Raw genomic sequence first — 18,422 nt, forward strand, 5'->3', positions numbered from 1 at the left:
GGGTACGGGCCGGGACTGACGCCCGGCCAGCAGGCGCGGTCTAGTGCGGGACGTTTCAGTAGCTGATGATCGGGCCCTCGTCCTGCTGGATCTGCGGCGCAACCTCGACCTCGGCCTCGCGGGTACGGCTGGCCTCAGCCTGCTCGGCGCGGACCGCGTCGTCGGCCTGGGCGGCCTGGTCGCGCTCCGCCTGGCGGGCGGCGATCTCAGCGAGCGCACCGTGCGCCTTGTCGAGGTCGGCCTGCAGGTCCGCCAGCTGGGCCGGGAGCTGCGGGGTCGCCGACTGCTCGGGCGCCTCCTGCTGCTCCTGGCGGGCGCGGTCGGCCGCGATCCCCTGCTCGGCGTACTGCCGTTCGTACTCCGCGCGCAGCTCGTCCTCGGCGCTCGGCGCGGAGACGGCCGGCGCCAGCTCCTGCTCCGGGGCCTCCGGCTGCAGTTCGTCCTCGACGTCCTGCTCGGCCTCGCCCTGGACGGCCTCCTCCGGCCGCTGCTCGTACGTCTCGCCCTCGATCTCCCAGTTGGTCTCCGGGGCCTGGTCGAGGTCGTACTCCGGCTCGGCCTCACGGGCGGCCACGGCCTGCTCGCGCAGCTGCTGCTCGTACGCGGCGAGCGCGGCGTCCAGCTCCGGGTTCGGCTCGTTGACGTACGGGTCCGCCTCGGCGGTGACCTGGGCGGCCTGCTCCGGCTGCAGCTCGGCCTCGACGTCCTGCTCGACTTCCGCCTCGACCTGCCAGGTCTCGCCCTCCACTGCCCAGTCGATCTCCGGGTCTCCGGCGCTGGCGGCCCGGTACTGCTGCTCGTACGCGGCGAGCGCCTGGTCGAGCTCCTCCTGCTCTTCCTGCGTGAGCGGGAGCTCCGCCTCGACGTCCTGCTCGGGGGCCTGGTCGAGGGTCTCGCCCTCCACGGTCCAGTCGATCTCCGGCGCCTGGTCGAGGTCGTACTCCGGCTCGGCGACGAGCTCCTCGTCGAGGACCTCCTCGCGCTGCTGCTCGGCCTGGTCGGCGTCTTGCTGGACCTGGACCCGGTCGTCGTGGCCACGGCGGTCCAGCTCGTCTCGGGCGGCCTCGGCGGCCTCCCGGGCCGGGGCGGTCTCCTCGTACCAAGCGGAGCGGGCCGCGTCGATCTGCTCCATCGTCTCGACGCGCTCGGAGAGGTTGGCCACCAGGTCCTCGTAGCCGCGGGCCTGCGCCTCCAGCTCCGCGCGCTCGGCGGCGTCCGTGCACTGGTCGGCGTCGGCCTGGGCCAGGATCGCCTTCTCCTCGTAGCGCAGGACCAGCTGGCGGGCCTCGGACAGCTCCTCGCCCATGTGGGCCGGGGCCCAAGACTTCTCGCGCTCATAGCGGTTGACCATCTCGCGCAGTGCGGCGTCGCTGGTCCGCGCGAGGGTCTCCTGGTCCTCGGTGCGGCCAAGAGCGGAGTGCGCGGCCTCCCACGCGGCGCGCTGCTCGACCGCGCCCTTCGCTGGCAGACGGCCGATCGCGGTGTTCGGGGCGTCGATGCCGTAGAGCTCGCGGTACCCCTCGACGGTGCCCGCGCGGCGGGCCCACTCGGCCCGGTCGAGGACGTCCTCGGGCACGGGGCCAAGGTGGCGGACCGCCCACTCCGGCGGCTCCTCACACAGGCGCTCGCCCAGCACGTCGCGCCGGGCGTCCATGGCCTCGGCCATCTCCCGGGCGACCTGGCCCTCGATGCCGGGGATCTCCGGCGTGCGGTCGCTCCAGCTGTGCCCGGCCGGGGCGTTCTCCGGCTGGCGGTGCTCCAGCTCCCGCTCGATGCGCCAGTTGATCAGCGCGGTGACGTTGTCGGGCTCCGGGGACGTCATCGACGCGCACGTGATGGCCCGCTGCAGGACCTGCTGCCCGTCGTGGCCGGCCAGCTCGGCCTCGCGCAGGGCCCGGTAGATGGTGCTCGGGTCCTGCTGCCGCATCTCGGCGTACTGGGACTCGGACAGCAGCTGCCGCAGCTGCGGCTCGTACTGGTTGCGCACGTGCTCGGTGACGTAGTCGCGCCAGCGCGGCTCCAGCGCCGGGATCGACTCCGCCCAGTCCTGGCTCTCGCGCAGCTCCTGCAGCGCGGCCAGCTCGCCCCCGTCGCGCTCGACGGCGGTCTGCATCATCGACAGCGGGTCCTGGTCGAGCTTCTGCAGCCGGTGCTCGTCGGCCGGGACCTGGCTCGCGCAGAACGCGCGGTTGTTCCGCTGGGCGCGGGTCAGGCCCGGGTACATCTGCTGGCGGTTCATCCCTTCCTCAACCAGCAGGTATCCGCCGTAGCCAACCGTGCGGCCCTGCACGGCGTTGACTGTGCCCGCGTACGCGAGCGCGACGTTCTTCTCGACGTAGTCCGAGGGCAGGGTGACGGTTCCGGCGAGCCGCTCGGTGCCGTCGTCGTTGCGGCCGGCGACCCGGCAGGCCGTGAGCTGGCCGTCCTCGCTGATCCCGGTGACCCGGTAGACGCGCCGGTTGAGGACGAGTCGACCCTCGGAGTCCTTGAGCTTGGCGTCGTTCTCGCGGGTCTGGATCAGGTCGCCGACACCGGCCCGGTTGTCGTCGACCAGGGGCAGGCCGTTCTCCTCGACGAGCCCGTACCGCACGAGCTGCGTGCGGATCTCCCTGCTGAGCTCGGTGGCGCGGGCGTTGGTGACGGTCATGACCACGGACTCGCGGTCCGCGAGGGTGTCCGCCACGTACGCCTGGATGGTGGCGGCCTTCATCTCCTCCAGCGTGCCGCCCTGGATCAAGCCGCGTCGGTCGTACTCCTCCAGCGCGCGGACGTCGCCGCGGCGCAGGTCCAGGCTCGCCTTGGCCTCCCACTCGCGCACCGTGCCGTCCGGCTCCCTGAACCGGCGTACGTTCGACAGGGAGTAGTGCGGGCCGTCCTCGACCATGGAACGCAGCAGGCCACCGGCCTCGGGGGACTGCAGCTGCTGCTGGTCGCCGATGAGCACGAGCTTGGCCCCGGCCTCCTCGCACAGTTCGGAGATGCGGGTGATGTGCTTGGTGGACGCCATACCGGCCTCGTCGAGGACCACCAGGTCGCCCGCGCGCAGACGGAACCGTGCCTGCTCCTCAGCGCTGCCCATGCCGTTCGCGTACATCAGGAACCGGGCCGTGTTCTCCCGGATCTCGATGCCCTCCTCACCGAGGACCTCGGCGGCGACGGCGCTGGGGCCAAGGCCGATTACGCGGCCTCCGGTGTGCTCCTGCCAGGCTTCGGAGATGACGCCGGTCGCGTAGCTCTTGCCCGCGCCGGCGGGACCCTCGACCACGCTGACCTTCCGGCTGTCGCCGAGGACACCACGGACGACGTCGGCCTGGTCGGCGGTGATGCCGGACTCCTTCACCACCTGGTCGAGGGTGGGCGGGGACAGGCACGGGGCGCCGGTCTGGTGGGCGCGGGAGGCGACGCGGCCCTCGTCGCTGAGGTGCTCCTCCAGCGCGAACTTCTCGCTGGCCAGGGCGCTCGGGGAGAACACCGAGCGGCCGTCGCTCTGGCGGATGCGGGACGGCGCGTCCTCGATGATGCTCAGGCCGGCGGTCTGCACGACGCCGTACTTCCCGCTCTTGAGAGCCTCGTTGGCCAGCTCGTTGGCGAGCGGCGCGAGCGGCATGTCGCGCGGCAGACTGTCACCGAGCGTGGCGTTCAGCTGCTGGATGAGCTCGCTGCGGTCCCACGTCGACCGCTTGGTCTGCAGGGCCTCCAGCGACTCCTTGATGACCTCCTCGCGGTCGAATGTGGGCGCGTCGACCTCGGCGAGCCGGGTGTCGATGCCGACCTTCTCGACCCGCTCCAGCGCGCCGAGGAGGCCCCCCTCGACCTTCTCGCCGGCGATCCGGGTAGCCCGCTCGATCCTCGCCTCGGCGCTCTGGTGCTCGCTCCGCTTAGGGTCGCGGGTGTCCAGCGTGGCGACCTCCCGCAGACGCGCCCGGACGAGCGCGGAGGGCTCGCGCCCGTGGTCCTGGACGTACTGCTCGTGCAGCTCCTCGTAACGCCGGTCGACCTGGAACGTACGCTCCGAAAGGGCTTCGAGCAGCTCCGGCTCGAACCCCTTGATCTCCCGCGCCAGACCGTCCGGGCGCTGCTCGAACACCACGGGCAGATCGCGCTCGATCGCCTGCTCCAGCGTCCGCTCGTAGACGGCGGCCGCGGCCTCGCGGGCCTTACTCACGGCACGCGAGTCGAGGGTCACGAAGTGCTCGTTGCCGTCCGCGTCGTAGACCTTGATTTTGTTGAGAACTGCCACATGGGAGTGCAGCTGGGGGTCACCCTCGCGCGAGACCTCGTGGGTGAAGATCGCGGCGGTGAACCCCTCCGAGTCGACGTACCGGCCGGTCGAAGGCCGGTCGTTCTTGGCGGTGCCGTGGTAGCCGATACGGCCGAACCCGGCCTCCTGCTCGAAGACCTTCATGGCGGCCGCGATGGCCTCGTTCTGCGCACCGCGCACCGCCGCCGCGTCGTCGTGGCGGCCGGCGGCCTCCAGCGCGGTGAGGTAGGTGGAGACCGACTTCTGCGCCGAGTAGGTGTGATCGAAGTACATGGCGGGGGAGCGCTGACCCTTGTCCCGCTCCTCCCTCCGGATCTCCGCGACGCGCTCCGGATCGGCGTCCGGCTCCTTCGCCAGGCGGTCCTCGACCCGCTCATCGATCGTGCGGAACGCGTACTGCTTCCGGCCCCGGCGGGCGCTCGCCTCGGCATCCGCCAGGATCTTCTCGGCGGCCGTGCCGGTGATCCCGTTCTCGTCGATGTAAGCCTTCGCGTCGGACACCGCGGCCCGGTACTCCTCGGGGTGCGCGTGCTTCCCGAAGATGGCACGGATGTCACGCTCCGTGGCGGAAGCGCCCTCGGTGACACCCCACTCTGAGACGCCCTCACCAATCCACACGGCAAGCGGAGTTCCGTGTTCCGTGCCCTTGGCGAAGTAGCCCTCCGGGCCGTTGAGGGTCACCTCAGCGTCGGCCTGGTGCTCGCCGGCGCAACCCGATCCGGAGAGCAGGTAGTTGAGCCCTGCCTCTCCTCCGGAGATCGCCGTGATGCGTAGCACGATCACTGAGGATACGCGATCAAGAGCGTCAGCGACACCGACAAATTAAGAATGCCTAGGTGTGTTATGTAGTAGAGGTTGTAGCAGTAGGTAAAGGGGGGTCAGACGGAAAGGGGTTGGTAGTGGCGTGAGCTGGTGAAATGGCGTTCGGAAGGAGGGGGTTGTCTTGGTTCTGAGGTGCGGGAGGGAACGGGCGTGAGGTTGGCTGTACGGTCTGCTGCGGGACTTCTGTGAGGGTCGGGTCGACTGACCCGCGCTTGCCCGGCTACGCTCGGCACAGACGCGCGGAGCCCCCGACCACAGAGATCAGGTCGGGGGCTCGACTGTTACCACGAGTGATTTTCGGCGGCGGCCGATTCCGCCGCGCGCTTCGCGCGCCGGCGCCGGGCTGAGCCCCATGCACATGGGGAAACTCTGACCGCCCACGCGCCCCGGGGGCCGCGCTCGCGCGGCCGGTCCGGGCGGAGGTCAACGGCCCATGTCCATGGGGGAAACCCCACTCTCGGCGGGCTCGGCCGCGCGGGGCTCGGGGAGAGCTGCAGCGGGTTCGTCGGCGGGCGGCTCGGGTTCCGCTTCGTCGCCGGTCTCGTCCTCGACGACGTCCTCCTGGTCCTCCTCGCCGGGGAGGAGGAACGGCTGCGCGCACAGTCCGCAGATGATCGGTCCCTCCGCCAGGACCTTCGGCGTGACGGGGAACGCCCGCGGATCGGGCTTGCATCCGCACTCGACCTTGACCCGCTTGCCGTTGGTCGAGCCGGGAGGCTCCGGCGGGGCCGGCGGCTCCTCGACCGCGGCCTCCTGGTCGTCGCCGAGGCCGGGGAGGGCTGCTCCGTCGAGCTGACGGATGATCGCCGCGTACTTCCTGCGGGTCGCGTCGGTGAGCACGCAGTTGGAGAAACCCAACGGCTTCTCGCTCTTGCGGGGCGGCTCCAGTCCGACCTCGCGGGCCAGCTGCGCGAACTCCTTGCGGTGCCACCGGGGGTCACCCTTGGAGGTGTCCTGGATGCGTCGAACATGGGCGATGGCGTGGGCCGCCTCGTGCAGCTCCGTCTTGAGGATCTCCTCCCCGCCGTCGCGGATCGTCTCCCCGGCCACGAACAGCTCGGCGAGCCGCTGCTCGCGCTCGGCCACGGCCCACCGGTCGGCCCAGTGGTGGCCCCGGGTCGGGTAGTGCCGGCGGCGGGGTGCGTCGGTGCTCTGACGGGGCTTCTCCGTCTGCCTGCGCGGGATTCCGGTTCCGGTGATGAACAGGACTGGTGGCACGTCGGGGTGGTTCTTCTGGATCGCGGCCCAGCACTTCTCCAGCGCGGCAATCAGCCGGGTGCCCTCGCGGCCCGGGTCGGTCTTCGGGTCGGTCATGCGGTCACTCCTTCCCCCATGTGCATGGGGTTTGATCAACGTGCGGGCGTGCCAACTGTTACCGGGGGAGGGTCAGAAGAGGGTGTCCTGGGAGGCGCCCGAGGGGTTACCCGCTGCTATCGCGGCGGCGATGGCGGCCTCGACATCGGCGCCGGTCGCCTGGGCGGTGAGGATCGCGTCGCGGATGGCGACGGCGCGTCCGTCCGGGCCGCGCACATCGCCGAGGGCGTGTCCGGCCCGGTGGCTGCGGGCGTAGTAGTCACGGATGTTGTCGAGCCGTGCGCCGGATGCCCAGTGGGCGGGGAGCTGACAGCTGGACTCGTCGCATGCGTGGCGGACGACGTCGCCGGCTGCCAGAGCCTGGGCGCCGTTGGCGATGACGAATCCGAGGACGTGCGCGGTGACCACGCGGGAGGTGCCGGTCTTCCTCGACCCGGCGCGGAGCTTGCCGTGGCCGGAGCTGCTGATCGCTCCGAGGAAGTAGGCGCACTGGTCCGGGCCTCGGTCGTAGACCTTGGCCCGGTAGCGCTCGACGGTGGCGGTGTCGGCCGCCAGGAGTGCCCACGGCACGGGCTCGGGCTCTGCCATCAGCTCCTCCTTGTCGTCGTCCTGGTGCTCGTCGTTCAGCCCTGGGCGGGCGGGGTCACCATTCCCAGTGGTCGTACTCCTGACGCACGTACGGCCTGGCCGAGGGGTCCCACTCGATCGAGCTGGGGCCGTGCGGGCCGACGTGGGTGTCGTGCTCGCGGTCAAACCGGGCCAGGTTCTGGGAGAGCTGTACGGCGTCGGTGAGGAACTCCTCGACCTCCGGGTGTGCGAGTGACAGCCGGTCCGCCAGGGCCGCGCGCCGGAGCAGGTAGAGGCGTCCGGCGTGCTCGTCGGGCTCGTACGGCTCGCCGTGTATGGACGCGTCTGCGGCCTCGGCCTGCAGCCGGGTGGCGATCCGCGTGAGGTCGGCGGCCTCCTCGACCATGTCGGGGGCGCCCATGTACGCCACTTCGGGCGACGGCGCGTTGAACCCCTCGCCAGTGATCGGGTCAGGCATCGACGGTCTCCTCGTCCTTGTCGAGCGGCTCGCGGAGCTTGCTGACGGCCTGGCGGCTCATGTGGGCCAGCTTGCCGAGGTCGGTGTCGGTGATCTCGGGGCGGGCCTCCCATGCGAACGCCCGGTACAGGCGGGCGTAGACGTTCGCGCGGTGACTCTTCACGTGGGCTTCGGCGGCTGCGCGGGCCTCGGCGTACGTCGCCAGTTCGTCGAGGACCTCCTTGCGGAGCTGCGCCCGGCGGTCGTGCGCCACGGCCGTGGTGTTGTCGAGCAGCACGATGCCCTGGGCGTCCGTGGCCGCGCTGGCCCTCTCCGGGACGTCCTCCAGCTCGGCGTCGGTGGTGTCGGCGGTGACGAGCGCGGGGTGGGTGGTGTGCCAGAGGGCTGCGCTCATCGTCGGGCGGCCGGCGGCGGCCTTGCGGCGGTGCTCGTACAGCCACGCGCGGGTGCCGACGAGCGAAGGGCGGTGGGCGTTGGGGTCGATGCCGAGGCCCTCGGCGATGGTGGGGTTGTGGCGCAGTCCGCACCGGTTGAGGTGCTCGGCCTCCTCGTCGAGCTGCTTGTCGTCGTGGGTGGCCCAGCTGTCGCGGACGAGCTCGGGGTAGACCGAGACGGCCTCGGCCATGTTCACGAGCTCGGGGCGGCGGCCCTTCGGCGGGTGCTGGTGGCGGGTGCAAGCGGCCTGGATGTCCATGCCCGCGCTGGCGGCCTCGGCGCTCCAGTCGTACGCGTTGGTGCCGGGCACGGGCTGCAGGTTCCGCAGCAGGGCCTCGGCGAGCGGGGCGACCTGGCGGGCGAACTCGTTGCCCTCGTCGAGGGTGAGGAACGGGCGCTCGGTGACGTTGTGGTGCGAGTCGATTGTCCAGTGCAGGATGTCGGCGACGCGGAGCCAGTGGAACGGGGACCACACACCCTCGGCGGGCGGGAAGTTGTCGTCCTTGTTCGGGTCGCGGCGGACGCGCCAGTCGTCGCAGTGGAAGTAGAACTCCCCGGTGCGGACGTGCAGTACGAGCTTCTGGTAGTGCCCGGCGCTGGCGTGGGGGCTGCCCTCGGCGTACCGGCCCTCGCTGTCGAGGTAGCGACGGGCCTTCTCCGCGTCGGGCAGGGGCGGCACCTGGTCGGGGGTGGTCTCGCGGACGGTGAGCTGGGGCGGCATGGCGACGGTCTCCTGAGTCTTCGTCATGCAACCAGGTTGCGCTGCATTGTGACTCTGCGTCAATCTAGTTAACTAGATTGGCGGAACTCCGACTCTCTGGCTGGTTCCTACTTCTTCCGGCCCTGCACTTCCTGCAGCTCGCGCGCGGTCTCGCGGTTCTTCTCCTCGGCGTCCCTGGCGCGGGTCTCCGCCGTGCGGATCTCCTCGTACAGCTCGCCGATCTTCGTCTCCAGCGCGGTGATCCGGGCGGCCCTGCTCTCGGCGTCGGCGCGCATCCGCTCCAGCTCGCCACGCAGTTCCTGGGCGACAGACTGGGCGGCGTCGACCTTGGCCTGCGCGTCGGTGGCGGCGCGGCGGGCGGCTTCCTCGGCGTCGTGCTGCGCGGCCTGGGCGACGCGGACGCTTTCGCGGGCCTTCTCGGCGACGTCGGCGGCTTCGGCCCTGACGCGTTCGGCGGCGGTCTTCTCCTGCGCGACGGTCTCCTGCATCTCCTCGACCTTGGCCAGGGCGTCGCGCTGGGCCTTGCCGGCGGCTTCCTCGGCTACGCGGACCCGCTCGGCGGCGGCTTCCTCGACCTGGGCGACCTTTGCGTCCGCCTCCTCCTGGGCGTGCTCGATGGACGCGGAAGCGTCGGCGTGGGCCTGCGCGACGGCTCGCTCGGCCTCGGCCTGGAGGGTCGCGACCTGCTCCTCTGCCTCCGTACGGATGCGCGCGGTCTCCTCCTCGAACCGGGCGGTGGCGGCGTCGAGTTCTTGGATCGCCTGCTCGGCGGCCTCGTCGGCGGCGACCTCCGCGTCCTCGGCGGCCTTGGCCTTCTTCTCGGCGGTGATCCGCGTGCTGCGCTCGGTGGTGAGCTGCTGCTCGGCTTCAGCGATCCGGGCGTCCGCGCGGGCCTCGGCGGCGGACGCCTGGGCCTCGGCGGCTTCCGGGTCGGTGATGGTCTGCAGCAACGACACGTAGCGGGCCAGCTCACCCTGCAGCTCCTCGACCTTGGTGAGCACGTTCTCGCGGACGAGCACGGCGGTGGCGGCAGCGCCGGTCACCACGCGGTCGGCGTCCGCCTCCTCGGCGGCCGGGGCGGCGGCCGCGGGGCCGGCGGTCTGCCTGCGCTTGGCCCGGTACGCCGACATGGCGTTGTGCTCCGGGTCGGAGCAGTACTTCGGGGCCTGTCCCCGGACGCTCGGGTCCTTGGGGACCGGCGGGTTCTCGCATCCCGGGTACGCGCACGTCGGGGCCTTGGCGGCCTCGTTCTCGACGGCCTGCTGTTCGGTCGGCTGCTCGGTCATCTCAGGGGCTCCTACTGGGTGTTGGGGAGGTCGAGGGGCGGTTGGTTCACGCGGCGGTTGCGTACTGCTCGGGGCTGGCGCGCAGGGCGGCCAGGCGGCCGAGTTGCTTGCCGATACCGAGGTGTGCGAGCGGGGTCCGGGCGTGCGGCCACACTGCGGCGGCGTGCGCGGTGTACTCGCCCGGGGTGAGCAGGATGACGTCCTCGGCGTCCATCAGGCCCAGCTCGACGGCTTGGGCACGCAGCTCCTCCTCGGTGATGCTGCCGGGGTCCTTCCATCGGTGGTCGTACGGCTCGATCACCTGCGACAGGGGCAGGAAGCCGTGCAGTGCGCTGAGGACCAGGACCGTGCCGCCGGCCGCGGTGAAGGCGTCGGCGGTCTTCCGGGCCCGCTGGTGCAGGAGGCCGGTGTAGAGCTTCCCGGCCTCGGCGGCGTGGTCGAGTTTCGCGCCGGAGCAGGGGATCACGACGACCGGACCGGCGGCGGATTCGTCGAACGGGATTGTCAGCTGCTCGCCGTGCGGGTCGGCGACCGGCCAGCGCTCGGTCAGGGCGACGAACGGCTGGGCGTCGTCGAGCAGCTGCAGGGCTGCAGCTGGGTCGTACGCCTCGTGGATCTCGACCCATCCGTACTGGCCGATTCCTGTGGCGATGGCTCCGGGCCGCTCCCACAGGGGCAGTTCGGGGTCGACCTCGGGGAGGACGGCGTCCTCCGGGCCGACCAGGACGTCGACGATGACGCGGAACGCGACGGCGCGGTAGGCGCGTGCATGCGCCCTGCGTCCGCTGTCGCCAAGGGCGTCGAAGTAGCGGGCGTGCTTGGGACGGCGGGAGCAGCTGCCGTACATGCGGGCGACCCATGAGGTCAGCTGCTCGGCGTGGTCGAGGACGCGGGGGAGGCCGTCCACGAACCGGGCGACGTCCTCGGCGTCGCCGTGCACCGTGAGCGCCAGCTTCTCGCGGTGCACGCTGCGGGCCTCGAGGCTGTACGTGGGGGCGATGGCGCGGGCGGCGTCCGCGCGGGCCACACCCTTCTCGGCGGTGGCGCGGGGGAAGTCCAGGCGCACCTCGGCGCGACCGTGGGCGTCCAGCTGCAGGCGAGAGGCCGTGACGTACGAGCGGCGCCGGCGTGCATACCGGGCGGCCCGTTCCGGGCCCCATCCGGTATCGAACAGCGGCCGGCGCATCCGACTGCCGTCGCGGCGCGGGATCCAGCGGCCCTCGTCCCTTAACCCCATCTCTGGCCCCCTTCATCGTGGCTGAGCCCTCAGTCTAACGCATTGCATTGCATTATGTCAATGCAATGCATAACGAAACGCAATGAAATGCAATGGATTCCAGAGGATGATCGACGACCGTACGGAGCGCGTGCTCGCCGCGACGGCCTTGGGCGGTGGGTCCCACGGGCCTCAGCCGACCACCGACGACACGCTCCTCAGCCACGACGAGACCCGGGCCGACGCGGAGCGACCACACCGGGCTCGGCCGCCGCGCGGCAGCTGCCAGCTCCCCCTCAGCCACGGCCGTACGGTGCGGTCTCCTCACGCGGCCGCGGTCGTGACGGCGGGAGTACGGCGGTCCGCCCATTTGTGCGCGGCGGACGCCTGGCCGGGCGCAAGCGGCCACCCCTCCCCCGCTGCCTGCCGTCTTTTGGCACCCCGTACCGGCCGCAGACGGCAGCGCTCGCGGCTACGCGTGCCATGTGACGGTTGCCGGTCTGTCTGACCTCGGCTGTACGACCGCGCCGCGCCAACGACAAAGGCCCCGGCTGCAGATTGCAGCCGGGGCCCGGTGGGTCGGTCTCGTCTAGCGGTCGGTGGCCTTGGGGTGTCCGGTCGAAGCGCGGTCGATCCAGACGGTGCGCCGGTCGACGTCGACCAGGTACCAGATGCGGCCGCCGGCGGTGACTTCGATCTGCCAGCGGTCCATCGTCTCGCCGCGGTGGGTTCCGCGCGCGAGCTCGCCCTTGAGCCGGTGGTGTCGTTCGGTGCGGGTGGCCGGGGCCGGGTCGGTCCGCATGGTGATCCAGGCGGCGCGGGTGTTGCTCGCTGCCTGCGCGCCCAGTTGCTCCCAGCCCTTGGCTGCCTCGCCGTTGGCGAATCGGACGTCCCACTCGTCCGCGGCGGGCGGCGGTGCTGCGCGGTCTCCGCGCTTGGGGCTCACGCGGCCGCGCCGGGCTCCGGCACGGGGCCGAAGTCCTCGCCGGAGTCGGTGGTCAGCGCGGCGTACAGCTCGGGGTCGGCGTGCACCTCGGCGGTGTGCCGCCACTCGGTGATGAGCTGGGCGACGGCCGAGTTGTTGTCCAGCTCGGTGGCAGCACCCAGCGCCTCGACCAGCTCGACGGAGAACTCGCGCACGTCGTGCGCGGGGAGGTAGCGCACCCACGGGAAAGTGGCGGGCAGCACGTCCAGCACCAGGGTGCGGCCCGCAGGCGTGCGCATCATCTCCACGAACATTCTGCTGGTCGCGCCCATCACCTCCTGGTCCTGCTCGGCCCGCGCGGCCGTCGTCAACACCAGGTCCTCGTCATCTCGACGCCGGAGCACCATCCGGCGGGCGCCCCGGAGCGCGGCCAGCGTCGCCTTCGGCTTGTTCAACAGCTCCGACAGGTTCCTCTCCATCACGCTCATAACTTGAAGCTTAGTTGACAAGTCGGCCGGAGGCGAGAGCTACGTACCGCGCCCGGTCTCCGCCGGAGCGCCCTTCTCCTCGGCCGCGAGCCAGTCACGGGCAACGGCGGCCGCGCGGCGGATCAACGCCTCCTCGGCCCCGACACGGCTGCGGACACCGATGTCGCGGTTGATCCGGGCGTTGATCGTGGCGTGCCGCTCGCCTGTGACCCGAGCGAGCTGGTCGACGAGGTGGTTGAGGTACTCGCGGGGGTTCGGGCCGTGGTCGATCTCCTCGTCCCCTTCCGGCAGGAGCTCATCGTCCGGAACGGCACTCTGGCTGGTGCACGAGGTGCCCACGGAGTGGTTACGGTCCCGGCAGAGGATGCAGACGTGCTGGTCGCAGCGGGCGCACGCAACCATCTTGCTGTCGCTGTGGTCGTAGTACCGACCGGGATTCTCCTGATCCCACAAGTCGGCTTCGGTGATGCACTGGCCGCTGCAGGGCCGCGCCTCCCGGAAGACCTGCTGGGGTTCGGGTTCACCCCGGGCCGCGCGTTCCGCCCTCAGCTGTTCGTAGCGCTGGCGGCTCTCCTTGCTCCGGCGTTCACGGGCGGCCTTGCACTGCTCGCGTTCGGGGTCGGTGAGGTGAGTCCAGCAGGCCACCACAGGGGCGGGCATGTCGTCGTAGGCGGGCCAGTCCGTGACGTTGTGGCGGCACGGTCGCTGATCACGCTTGAGGCGGCTACAGGACACGCTGGTCCTCCGGTGTCACGGGTGGAACAAGGGTGATCAGCGTTCCACACCCGCGTGGGTCGATGGCAGCAAACGTCCCGATGTGTGGTCCGCACCTATGCGGGGTGCCGGGGAGAGTCCAGAACCGACCCGGACCTGCGAAAAGGTCAACGATTTAGAAAGACCACAGAAGTGACGTACACCACATTCTTCACGGGTCAGAGCTTCTGTCTTTGCTGGAAACCCCATCGGGGGCGAGCCTCTGACCTGCGGCGCAATGTGTCGTACCTGGGTGGTATGGGAGAACGTCAAATTCCTAGTACTGCAAGGCGCGTTGTGGTGTCTCGACGGCCACGGTTTGTCGTGCTGTGTGCGTAGAGTCGTGTGCCAACCGAGAACCCTTCGGCATGACGAAGGGAGACCTCTGCGCGGCCCATGCTTCCTACGGCCGGCCTCGCTGAGATCTCCCTTTCGCAGTCGATGGGTACCGCCCTGCAAGAGGAGATCGGAGCCCATGACGCTCACTGACCGTACCTCAAACGAGCCATCGCGCGATGCGCGCCTGCTCGCCTGGCTCGCCGCGCTGACAGGCTTGCTGTCCGTCGTTGCCGTCGTGTTCCTGGCTCTGACGGGCCATACGAAGGAGGCGGCGATCGTCGGCGGCGCCGTCTGTGCCGCTGGAGGTATCCGGGTGACGGTGGTCATCCGCCGATAGCTGCTGCGGGCGCCGCTGGTCGTTTCGCGGAAACTACGCCAGCGGCGTCAGTGCTTCGGCGGCCCCGCATTTCTTGCAGGCCGCTGCGCCTGGGCGCCGCAGCGTGGTCAGCGCCTGGTCGAGGTCGAGCTCGTCTCCGCCGGCGGGCGCTTCTTCGCAGTCGTGGACGTGCACCACGATCCCGCCGGGGCGGCCGCCGCGGTGCGGCAGCCGCTGAACCTTCCATGCCCACCGGGCTCCACCCGATGCCGGGCTCGCCGCCGGGGCGGCGGGCAACCGGTGGGTGGGCACCTGGTCGTAGTCGACGTCCTCGATCGGCCGGACGTAGTCGGCCGGCACCCACACCACGTACTCCGCGGGCTCCACCCACGCCTCCGCCGTGGTCTGCCACATCGGCAGCCCGACTCGGTACATCCACGCGCGGCTGGTCTGCTGCCGCTCATGAAGTCGGCCGCACAGCTCCTGGCCGTCCGGGAGGACCACCAGGACCGGAGGGGGTGGGGCTGCGCTCATCTCCCTACCGTAGAGAGCTCCGGCGACCGAAAGCCCCACTGGGCTTCCATTGGTCCGCCAGTTCGTCGCGGACGGCTGGTCGTACGACGGCGGGCCGGAAGGCTCGGAGCTGGAGCGGTACGCACGGGAGACAGTGCGGGACCTAGCATCTTTCTGTGACGATTGAGAACGATGCGGCCCGGCTTCTGCTGTGGCTGAACAAGCAGACCAGGGGCGACACGTACCTCATTGTCGACGTGGACGTCGAGGACGAACCGGAGGTGCAGGATATCTCCGAGGAACGGGCGATCACGCTCATCGAGCACCTGAGGAACCGGGGCTGGGTGATCACCCACAACACCTTCGCCAGCGGGACGACCTGTCGCATCACATCCAGCGGCGTGGCTGCTGCGGAGCGGTTTGCCCAGGAGCGGGACGACCCACGGCGCAAGTTCGACTTCGCCGCCGACTCGCTCATCGCGGCCGCCATGAAGTTCTACCCGGCGGCTCGAATCGAGCTCATGACATTCGTTGGCACCAAGCACATGTGGTTCTACGACTACGTACTTGAGCTGGACGAAGTTCAGCGCGCTGCGGACTACCTCGAGGAGAAGAGGCTCGCAACTGTCGAGCGGCGCGACTCGCAGGCGCAAGCCATCATCCTCACCGCCCTCGGCATTGAGTGCGGATCCGTAAACACCATCTCTGTGAGGACCTTCTTGAACGAGCAGCAGCGAGACAGCCGGCCCCACATCACGGTCCATGGCCCCGCTCAGATCGGCGACTACAACACCCAGCACAACACCTTCGGTTACGACCCGAACCAGCTGGCCCAGTTCGCCCGCGAGCTCCTCGCCGCGGCGAGCAGCGCAGACATTACGGAGACCGCGCGGGCTCGTGTCGTTGCCGACGCTGAAGCGCTGCAGGGCGAGCTGGCTGTCGCTGAGCCGAACCCCGGTCGAGTGCGGCAGTTCCTAGAGCGCGCGAAGGAGAGCGCCTGGGAGAACCTTCCTGGTGCGGTGACGCAGGCGATTCTCATGGGCATCGGCCTGGGGTGAACTCACACAGGCACCGTGGCGCGGCCAGCCTGACACGGTGGCCGTAACCAGTGGGTTTCTCGCCTCAGGATCCACTGATGGCGGCTATCTCTCGTATCTGGGTCAGCCCCGCAATAAGCCCGTGTGGGTCAGCGGGCGGCGGGCTCGATCTGGCGGGGGAGGCGGCTTGCCCGCAGCTCCTGCAGGTCTGGGATGTGGTTGTAGAGGGTGCCGACCGAGACGCCGAGAATGCGGGCGATGCTGGCCACGCTGTTCTCCGGGTTGGGGAGCATGTCGCGGGCGGCGCGGATCAGCTCGGCGTTGACCACGGTCGGGCGGCCGCCGGTCTTGCCGCGTGCCCGCGCGGCGGCCAGGCCCTCGTGGGTGCCGGCGACGATGAGTTCGCGGATGAACTCCGCCAGGGCGGCGAACACGTGGAAGATCAGGCGGCCGCCGGGCGTGGTGGTGTCGAGGGCCTCGTGCAGGCTCTGGAAGCCGATGCCGCGGGCGCGGAGCTCGGCGACCATGTTCACCAGGTCCTGCAGGGACCGGCCGTAGCGGTCAAGACTCGGCACGACGAGGGTGTCACCTTCCGCGAGGAAGGCGTGGCAGGCTTTGAGCTCGGGACGCTCGGCGTTCTTCCCGGACTTCTTGTCGGCGAAGATGCGGCGGCACCCGGCGGCGGTGAGACTGTCGATCTGACGGTCGAGCAGCTGGCCCTTGGTCGAGACGCGGGCGTACCCGATCCGGATGTTCGTCAGGACGGCCGGAGCGGCTGCGAGCAGATCGTCGGGTTCGTAGAGCGTCGTCACCCGCTGATCCTCTCAGAAAAGGGCCTTCGGGAGGTTGTTGAAGCCTCGGGTTTTTGACGGGGTTTTTGACGGCGCGTCGGGGTGAATCGAGCCCCCGACCGTCAACCGTCAACAAACGATGGTTTATTGACGACCATCGGAGCCGTTGAGGTGCGCGCTGGCGGCTTCGACGAACGCCTTTGCCCTGTCCTTGAGGATGTTGTGCCGCTCGTCGAACTTCGCGTTCGCGGGAGACATGACGGGGTCCTCGGCGTCCTGGAGTTCCAGCACGGCGCCGTAGACGTGATTCGAGGCGAGTTCGATCCCGTGGGCCAGATCAGCGAGGTGCGCCGGTCCTTCGAGGCGGACTGCTGCGGCGGCGAAGACAAGGGCTTCGTTGTCCTGGGTGGTGAGAGTGTCGTTCCAGTGGCGTTGCATTCTGGGGTCGATGGTGCCGAGGTACACCCGGAACATGTGGCTCTCGTACTTGGCGGCCTCGGCGACGAGGGCGGCGTATGCCTCGCGCTGGTGTTGCCGGCGGATGGCGTCCACGGGGCCGCGGTGGGCTGCTCGCGCTTGTGCACGGCCTGCGGCGTAGGCGGCTACGGCAGCGAGGACAGCGGTGGGCGTGGTGATGAGCGCGGCTATGACGGCGGAATCCATGACGGGTAATCCTGCCGCAGGGCCGTCGCGGTAACAGTCCTTCCGGACATGGCCGAGGCCCGCGCCCCCGAAGTTCGATCGGGGAGGGCGGGCCTCGGGCTGGTCGTACGCGGCCGCCGGGCTGCTTACGCGCTTCGGCCGGCGAGCCAGGCCTCGTACAAAGCGGGGGAGGCCCGGCGGCGGCAGCATCGGCCGGACGTTGGCACGCCGCCGGGTTCGGTCCAGTGTTGCCTACTCGGCGGCGTGGGGGTCACCAGGCACGGCTCCTCGTTCGGGGCGGTGGCCATGACCGTACGGGGGCGCTGACATCCGAGGGTCGCGCAGCGTGCCCGTATATAGGGGACAGACGCCGTGCCGTGCCGCGTGGCTGGCGGGAGGGGTGCGGGAGGTCATGAGGTGGCCTTGCTGTGCGCGGCCCGGGTCAGGGCGTGCAGGTGGCGGCGGGCAACTGATCCGTTGCCGAGGAGCAGTGCGGCGGGGGTGAAGTGCGGTCGGCCGAGGTGGCGTTCGAGGGCGGGGAGGTAGTTCCAGCGCACGGCCGGGTGGGCTGAGTGGGCGTAGTGGTGGAGGTCGCCGTAGGGGAGCCAGGTGGCGGCGGCGATGTGGGCGAGCACGTGGCTGCGGGGGTACAGGCGCAGGCAGCGTCCGGCTTCGACCCAGGCCGGGGTGCCGGTGCGGGACTCGGGGTCGAACCAGGTGTGTTCGACGATGAGGCTGAGCCAGGCCAGTTGGGGATACAGCAGCAGCCGAGGCACGAGTACGCCGCAGATCACGGCCGTCCAGCCTCCGGCGCAGTAGGCAGCGACGGGTACGGCTGCTGCCACGGCTGCCCGGTGCCAGGCGCCGGGGTGACGCAGGACCGCGGCGATACCGACGGCGGTGGTACGGATGCCGCGTGCGGTGAGCGGGTGCGCGAGTGCGGCGGCGAACCGGAGTCGGGTGGTGCCGGGGTGGAGTCCGGCCTGGTGGAGTTCGGCGAGATTGGGGTCGGTGCCGACGACGGTGGCGTTGGGGTGGTGGTCGCGGACGTGCCGCTGGCGGCGCATGGTGACCGGGCCGAAGGCGAGCGGGTGGTGGGCGAGTGCTTCGGCGAGCAGCAGGTTGGCGCGGGCAGAGCGGGCGAGGACGCCGTGGACGGCGAAGTGGCTGATCTCCTGCAGATGACGGAAGTGGACGGCTACGGCGACGGCGGCCGCCGCGGCGGGCAGGGGCCCGTCGGCGGCGAGCATCCACCATCCGGTGATCTGGAGCCACTGCCCGGCCAGTAGGAGGGTCGGGGTCCAGTTGTTGGCGCGGTTGCGCTGAAGGGCTATGAGCTGGGCGGAGCTGGCGGTGCGGGGGCGTCTGTAGGCGAAGTGCGCGCGGTCGAGCTGGCGCAGTGCGGCGCCGGCGGTGATGACGGATAAGGCGAGCAGCATGTGCGGTTCCCGAGCAAGGGGGCGGGCACGTCCCGCCGATCATCACGCACCGTACATCTAGTGGACTAGCTTGAGCTCG

Annotated in this window: 16 protein-coding genes; 2 read left to right on the forward strand and 14 right to left on the reverse strand. The window is 70.4% G+C overall.

The window, feature by feature from the left end:
* Positions 1 to 55: 55 nt before the first annotated feature.
* The 10 genes from mobF to ACFYXH_RS40555 all read right to left on the reverse strand — a co-directional run bounded on the left by mobF (position 56) and on the right by ACFYXH_RS40555 (position 13,248).
* On the reverse strand, positions 56 to 5,038 hold the full coding sequence (gene mobF / locus ACFYXH_RS40510) for a MobF family relaxase (RefSeq protein ID WP_389574326.1): 4,983 nt from the start codon (positions 5,036 to 5,038) through the stop codon (positions 56 to 58).
* Between the two features lie 468 nt (positions 5,039 to 5,506).
* A complete protein-coding gene (locus ACFYXH_RS40515; RefSeq protein ID WP_389574329.1) occupies positions 5,507 to 6,397 on the reverse strand; it encodes a hypothetical protein in 891 nt (296 codons plus the stop codon).
* Positions 6,398 to 6,469: 72 nt separating this feature from the next.
* Complete coding sequence (locus ACFYXH_RS40520) at positions 6,470 to 6,985, reverse strand: hypothetical protein (protein WP_389574332.1); 516 nt, start codon at positions 6,983 to 6,985, stop codon at positions 6,470 to 6,472.
* Between the two features lie 55 nt (positions 6,986 to 7,040).
* Entirely contained in the window at positions 7,041 to 7,442 is a 402-nt protein-coding gene (locus tag ACFYXH_RS40525; RefSeq protein WP_389574335.1) for a hypothetical protein, read from the reverse strand.
* The gene (locus ACFYXH_RS40530) at positions 7,435 to 8,625 is read right to left on the reverse strand and encodes a hypothetical protein (RefSeq protein ID WP_389574338.1); all 1,191 of its coding nucleotides are present in this window, start codon (positions 8,623 to 8,625) and stop codon (positions 7,435 to 7,437) included. Before ACFYXH_RS40530 ends, ACFYXH_RS40525 begins: the two co-directional genes overlap by 8 nt.
* 80 nt (positions 8,626 to 8,705) lie before the next feature.
* Positions 8,706 to 9,884, reverse strand: a complete 1,179-nt coding sequence (locus ACFYXH_RS40535; protein WP_389574341.1) for a hypothetical protein — start codon at positions 9,882 to 9,884, stop codon at positions 8,706 to 8,708.
* A 46-nt stretch (positions 9,885 to 9,930) separates the two neighbouring features.
* Positions 9,931 to 11,121, reverse strand: a complete 1,191-nt coding sequence (locus ACFYXH_RS40540; protein ID WP_389574344.1) for a DUF6884 domain-containing protein — start codon at positions 11,119 to 11,121, stop codon at positions 9,931 to 9,933.
* A gap of 568 nt (positions 11,122 to 11,689) precedes the next feature.
* Complete coding sequence (locus ACFYXH_RS40545; protein ID WP_389574348.1) at positions 11,690 to 12,046, reverse strand: hypothetical protein; 357 nt, start codon at positions 12,044 to 12,046, stop codon at positions 11,690 to 11,692.
* Entirely contained in the window at positions 12,043 to 12,513 is a 471-nt protein-coding gene (locus ACFYXH_RS40550) for a DUF6247 family protein (RefSeq protein WP_389574349.1), read from the reverse strand. Before ACFYXH_RS40550 ends, ACFYXH_RS40545 begins: the two co-directional genes overlap by 4 nt.
* 39 nt (positions 12,514 to 12,552) lie before the next feature.
* A complete protein-coding gene (locus ACFYXH_RS40555; RefSeq protein ID WP_389574352.1) occupies positions 12,553 to 13,248 on the reverse strand; it encodes a hypothetical protein in 696 nt (231 codons plus the stop codon).
* Positions 13,249 to 13,741: 493 nt separating this feature from the next.
* Between ACFYXH_RS40555 and ACFYXH_RS40560 the strand changes: the two genes are divergently transcribed.
* Complete coding sequence (locus ACFYXH_RS40560; protein WP_389574354.1) at positions 13,742 to 13,942, forward strand: hypothetical protein; 201 nt, start codon at positions 13,742 to 13,744, stop codon at positions 13,940 to 13,942.
* A gap of 33 nt (positions 13,943 to 13,975) precedes the next feature.
* Here the strand turns inward: ACFYXH_RS40560 and ACFYXH_RS40565 are convergent, their stop codons facing one another.
* Positions 13,976 to 14,455, reverse strand: a complete 480-nt coding sequence (locus ACFYXH_RS40565) for a DUF6233 domain-containing protein (protein ID WP_389574357.1) — start codon at positions 14,453 to 14,455, stop codon at positions 13,976 to 13,978.
* 155 nt (positions 14,456 to 14,610) lie between these two features.
* On the opposite strand from ACFYXH_RS40565, the gene ACFYXH_RS40570 reads away from it, so the two are divergent.
* Positions 14,611 to 15,492, forward strand: a complete 882-nt coding sequence (locus ACFYXH_RS40570; RefSeq protein ID WP_389574360.1) for a hypothetical protein — start codon at positions 14,611 to 14,613, stop codon at positions 15,490 to 15,492.
* Positions 15,493 to 15,620: 128 nt separating this feature from the next.
* Here ACFYXH_RS40570 and ACFYXH_RS40575 read toward each other — a convergent pair whose 3' ends face one another.
* The 3 genes from ACFYXH_RS40575 to ACFYXH_RS40585 all read right to left on the reverse strand — a co-directional run bounded on the left by ACFYXH_RS40575 (position 15,621) and on the right by ACFYXH_RS40585 (position 18,343).
* Entirely contained in the window at positions 15,621 to 16,283 is a 663-nt protein-coding gene (locus ACFYXH_RS40575; protein ID WP_389574363.1) for a recombinase family protein, read from the reverse strand.
* 123 nt (positions 16,284 to 16,406) lie between these two features.
* Positions 16,407 to 16,925, reverse strand: coding sequence for a hypothetical protein (locus tag ACFYXH_RS40580; protein ID WP_389574365.1), 519 nt, complete (start codon positions 16,923 to 16,925; stop codon positions 16,407 to 16,409).
* 389 nt (positions 16,926 to 17,314) lie between these two features.
* The gene (locus ACFYXH_RS40585) at positions 17,315 to 18,343 is read right to left on the reverse strand and encodes a dihydrouridine synthase (RefSeq protein WP_389574368.1); all 1,029 of its coding nucleotides are present in this window, start codon (positions 18,341 to 18,343) and stop codon (positions 17,315 to 17,317) included.
* Between the last annotated feature and the right edge of the window lie 79 nt (positions 18,344 to 18,422).

This window comes from Streptomyces sp. NPDC002730, assembly GCF_042888805.1.
In the GTDB taxonomy this organism is placed as follows: domain Bacteria; phylum Actinomycetota; class Actinomycetes; order Streptomycetales; family Streptomycetaceae; genus Streptomyces.

What these genes read in the sequence shown, in the direction of transcription:
- ACFYXH_RS40515 (WP_389574329.1), bottom strand. Translation starts at nt 6,397, where the DNA reads ATGACCGACCCGAAGACCGACCCGGGCCGCGAGGGCACCCGGCTGATT.
- ACFYXH_RS40520 (WP_389574332.1), bottom strand. Translation starts at nt 6,985, where the DNA reads ATGGCAGAGCCCGAGCCCGTGCCGTGGGCACTCCTGGCGGCCGACACC.
- ACFYXH_RS40525 (WP_389574335.1), bottom strand. Translation starts at nt 7,442, where the DNA reads ATGCCTGACCCGATCACTGGCGAGGGGTTCAACGCGCCGTCGCCCGAA.
- ACFYXH_RS40530 (WP_389574338.1), bottom strand. Translation starts at nt 8,625, where the DNA reads ATGACGAAGACTCAGGAGACCGTCGCCATGCCGCCCCAGCTCACCGTC.
- ACFYXH_RS40535 (WP_389574341.1), bottom strand. Translation starts at nt 9,884, where the DNA reads ATGACCGAGCAGCCGACCGAACAGCAGGCCGTCGAGAACGAGGCCGCC.
- ACFYXH_RS40540 (WP_389574344.1), bottom strand. Translation starts at nt 11,121, where the DNA reads ATGGGGTTAAGGGACGAGGGCCGCTGGATCCCGCGCCGCGACGGCAGT.
- ACFYXH_RS40550 (WP_389574349.1), bottom strand. Translation starts at nt 12,513, where the DNA reads ATGAGCGTGATGGAGAGGAACCTGTCGGAGCTGTTGAACAAGCCGAAG.
- ACFYXH_RS40560 (WP_389574354.1), top strand. Translation starts at nt 13,742, where the DNA reads ATGACGCTCACTGACCGTACCTCAAACGAGCCATCGCGCGATGCGCGC.
- ACFYXH_RS40565 (WP_389574357.1), bottom strand. Translation starts at nt 14,455, where the DNA reads ATGAGCGCAGCCCCACCCCCTCCGGTCCTGGTGGTCCTCCCGGACGGC.
- ACFYXH_RS40580 (WP_389574365.1), bottom strand. Translation starts at nt 16,925, where the DNA reads ATGGATTCCGCCGTCATAGCCGCGCTCATCACCACGCCCACCGCTGTC.
- ACFYXH_RS40585 (WP_389574368.1), bottom strand. Translation starts at nt 18,343, where the DNA reads ATGCTGCTCGCCTTATCCGTCATCACCGCCGGCGCCGCACTGCGCCAG.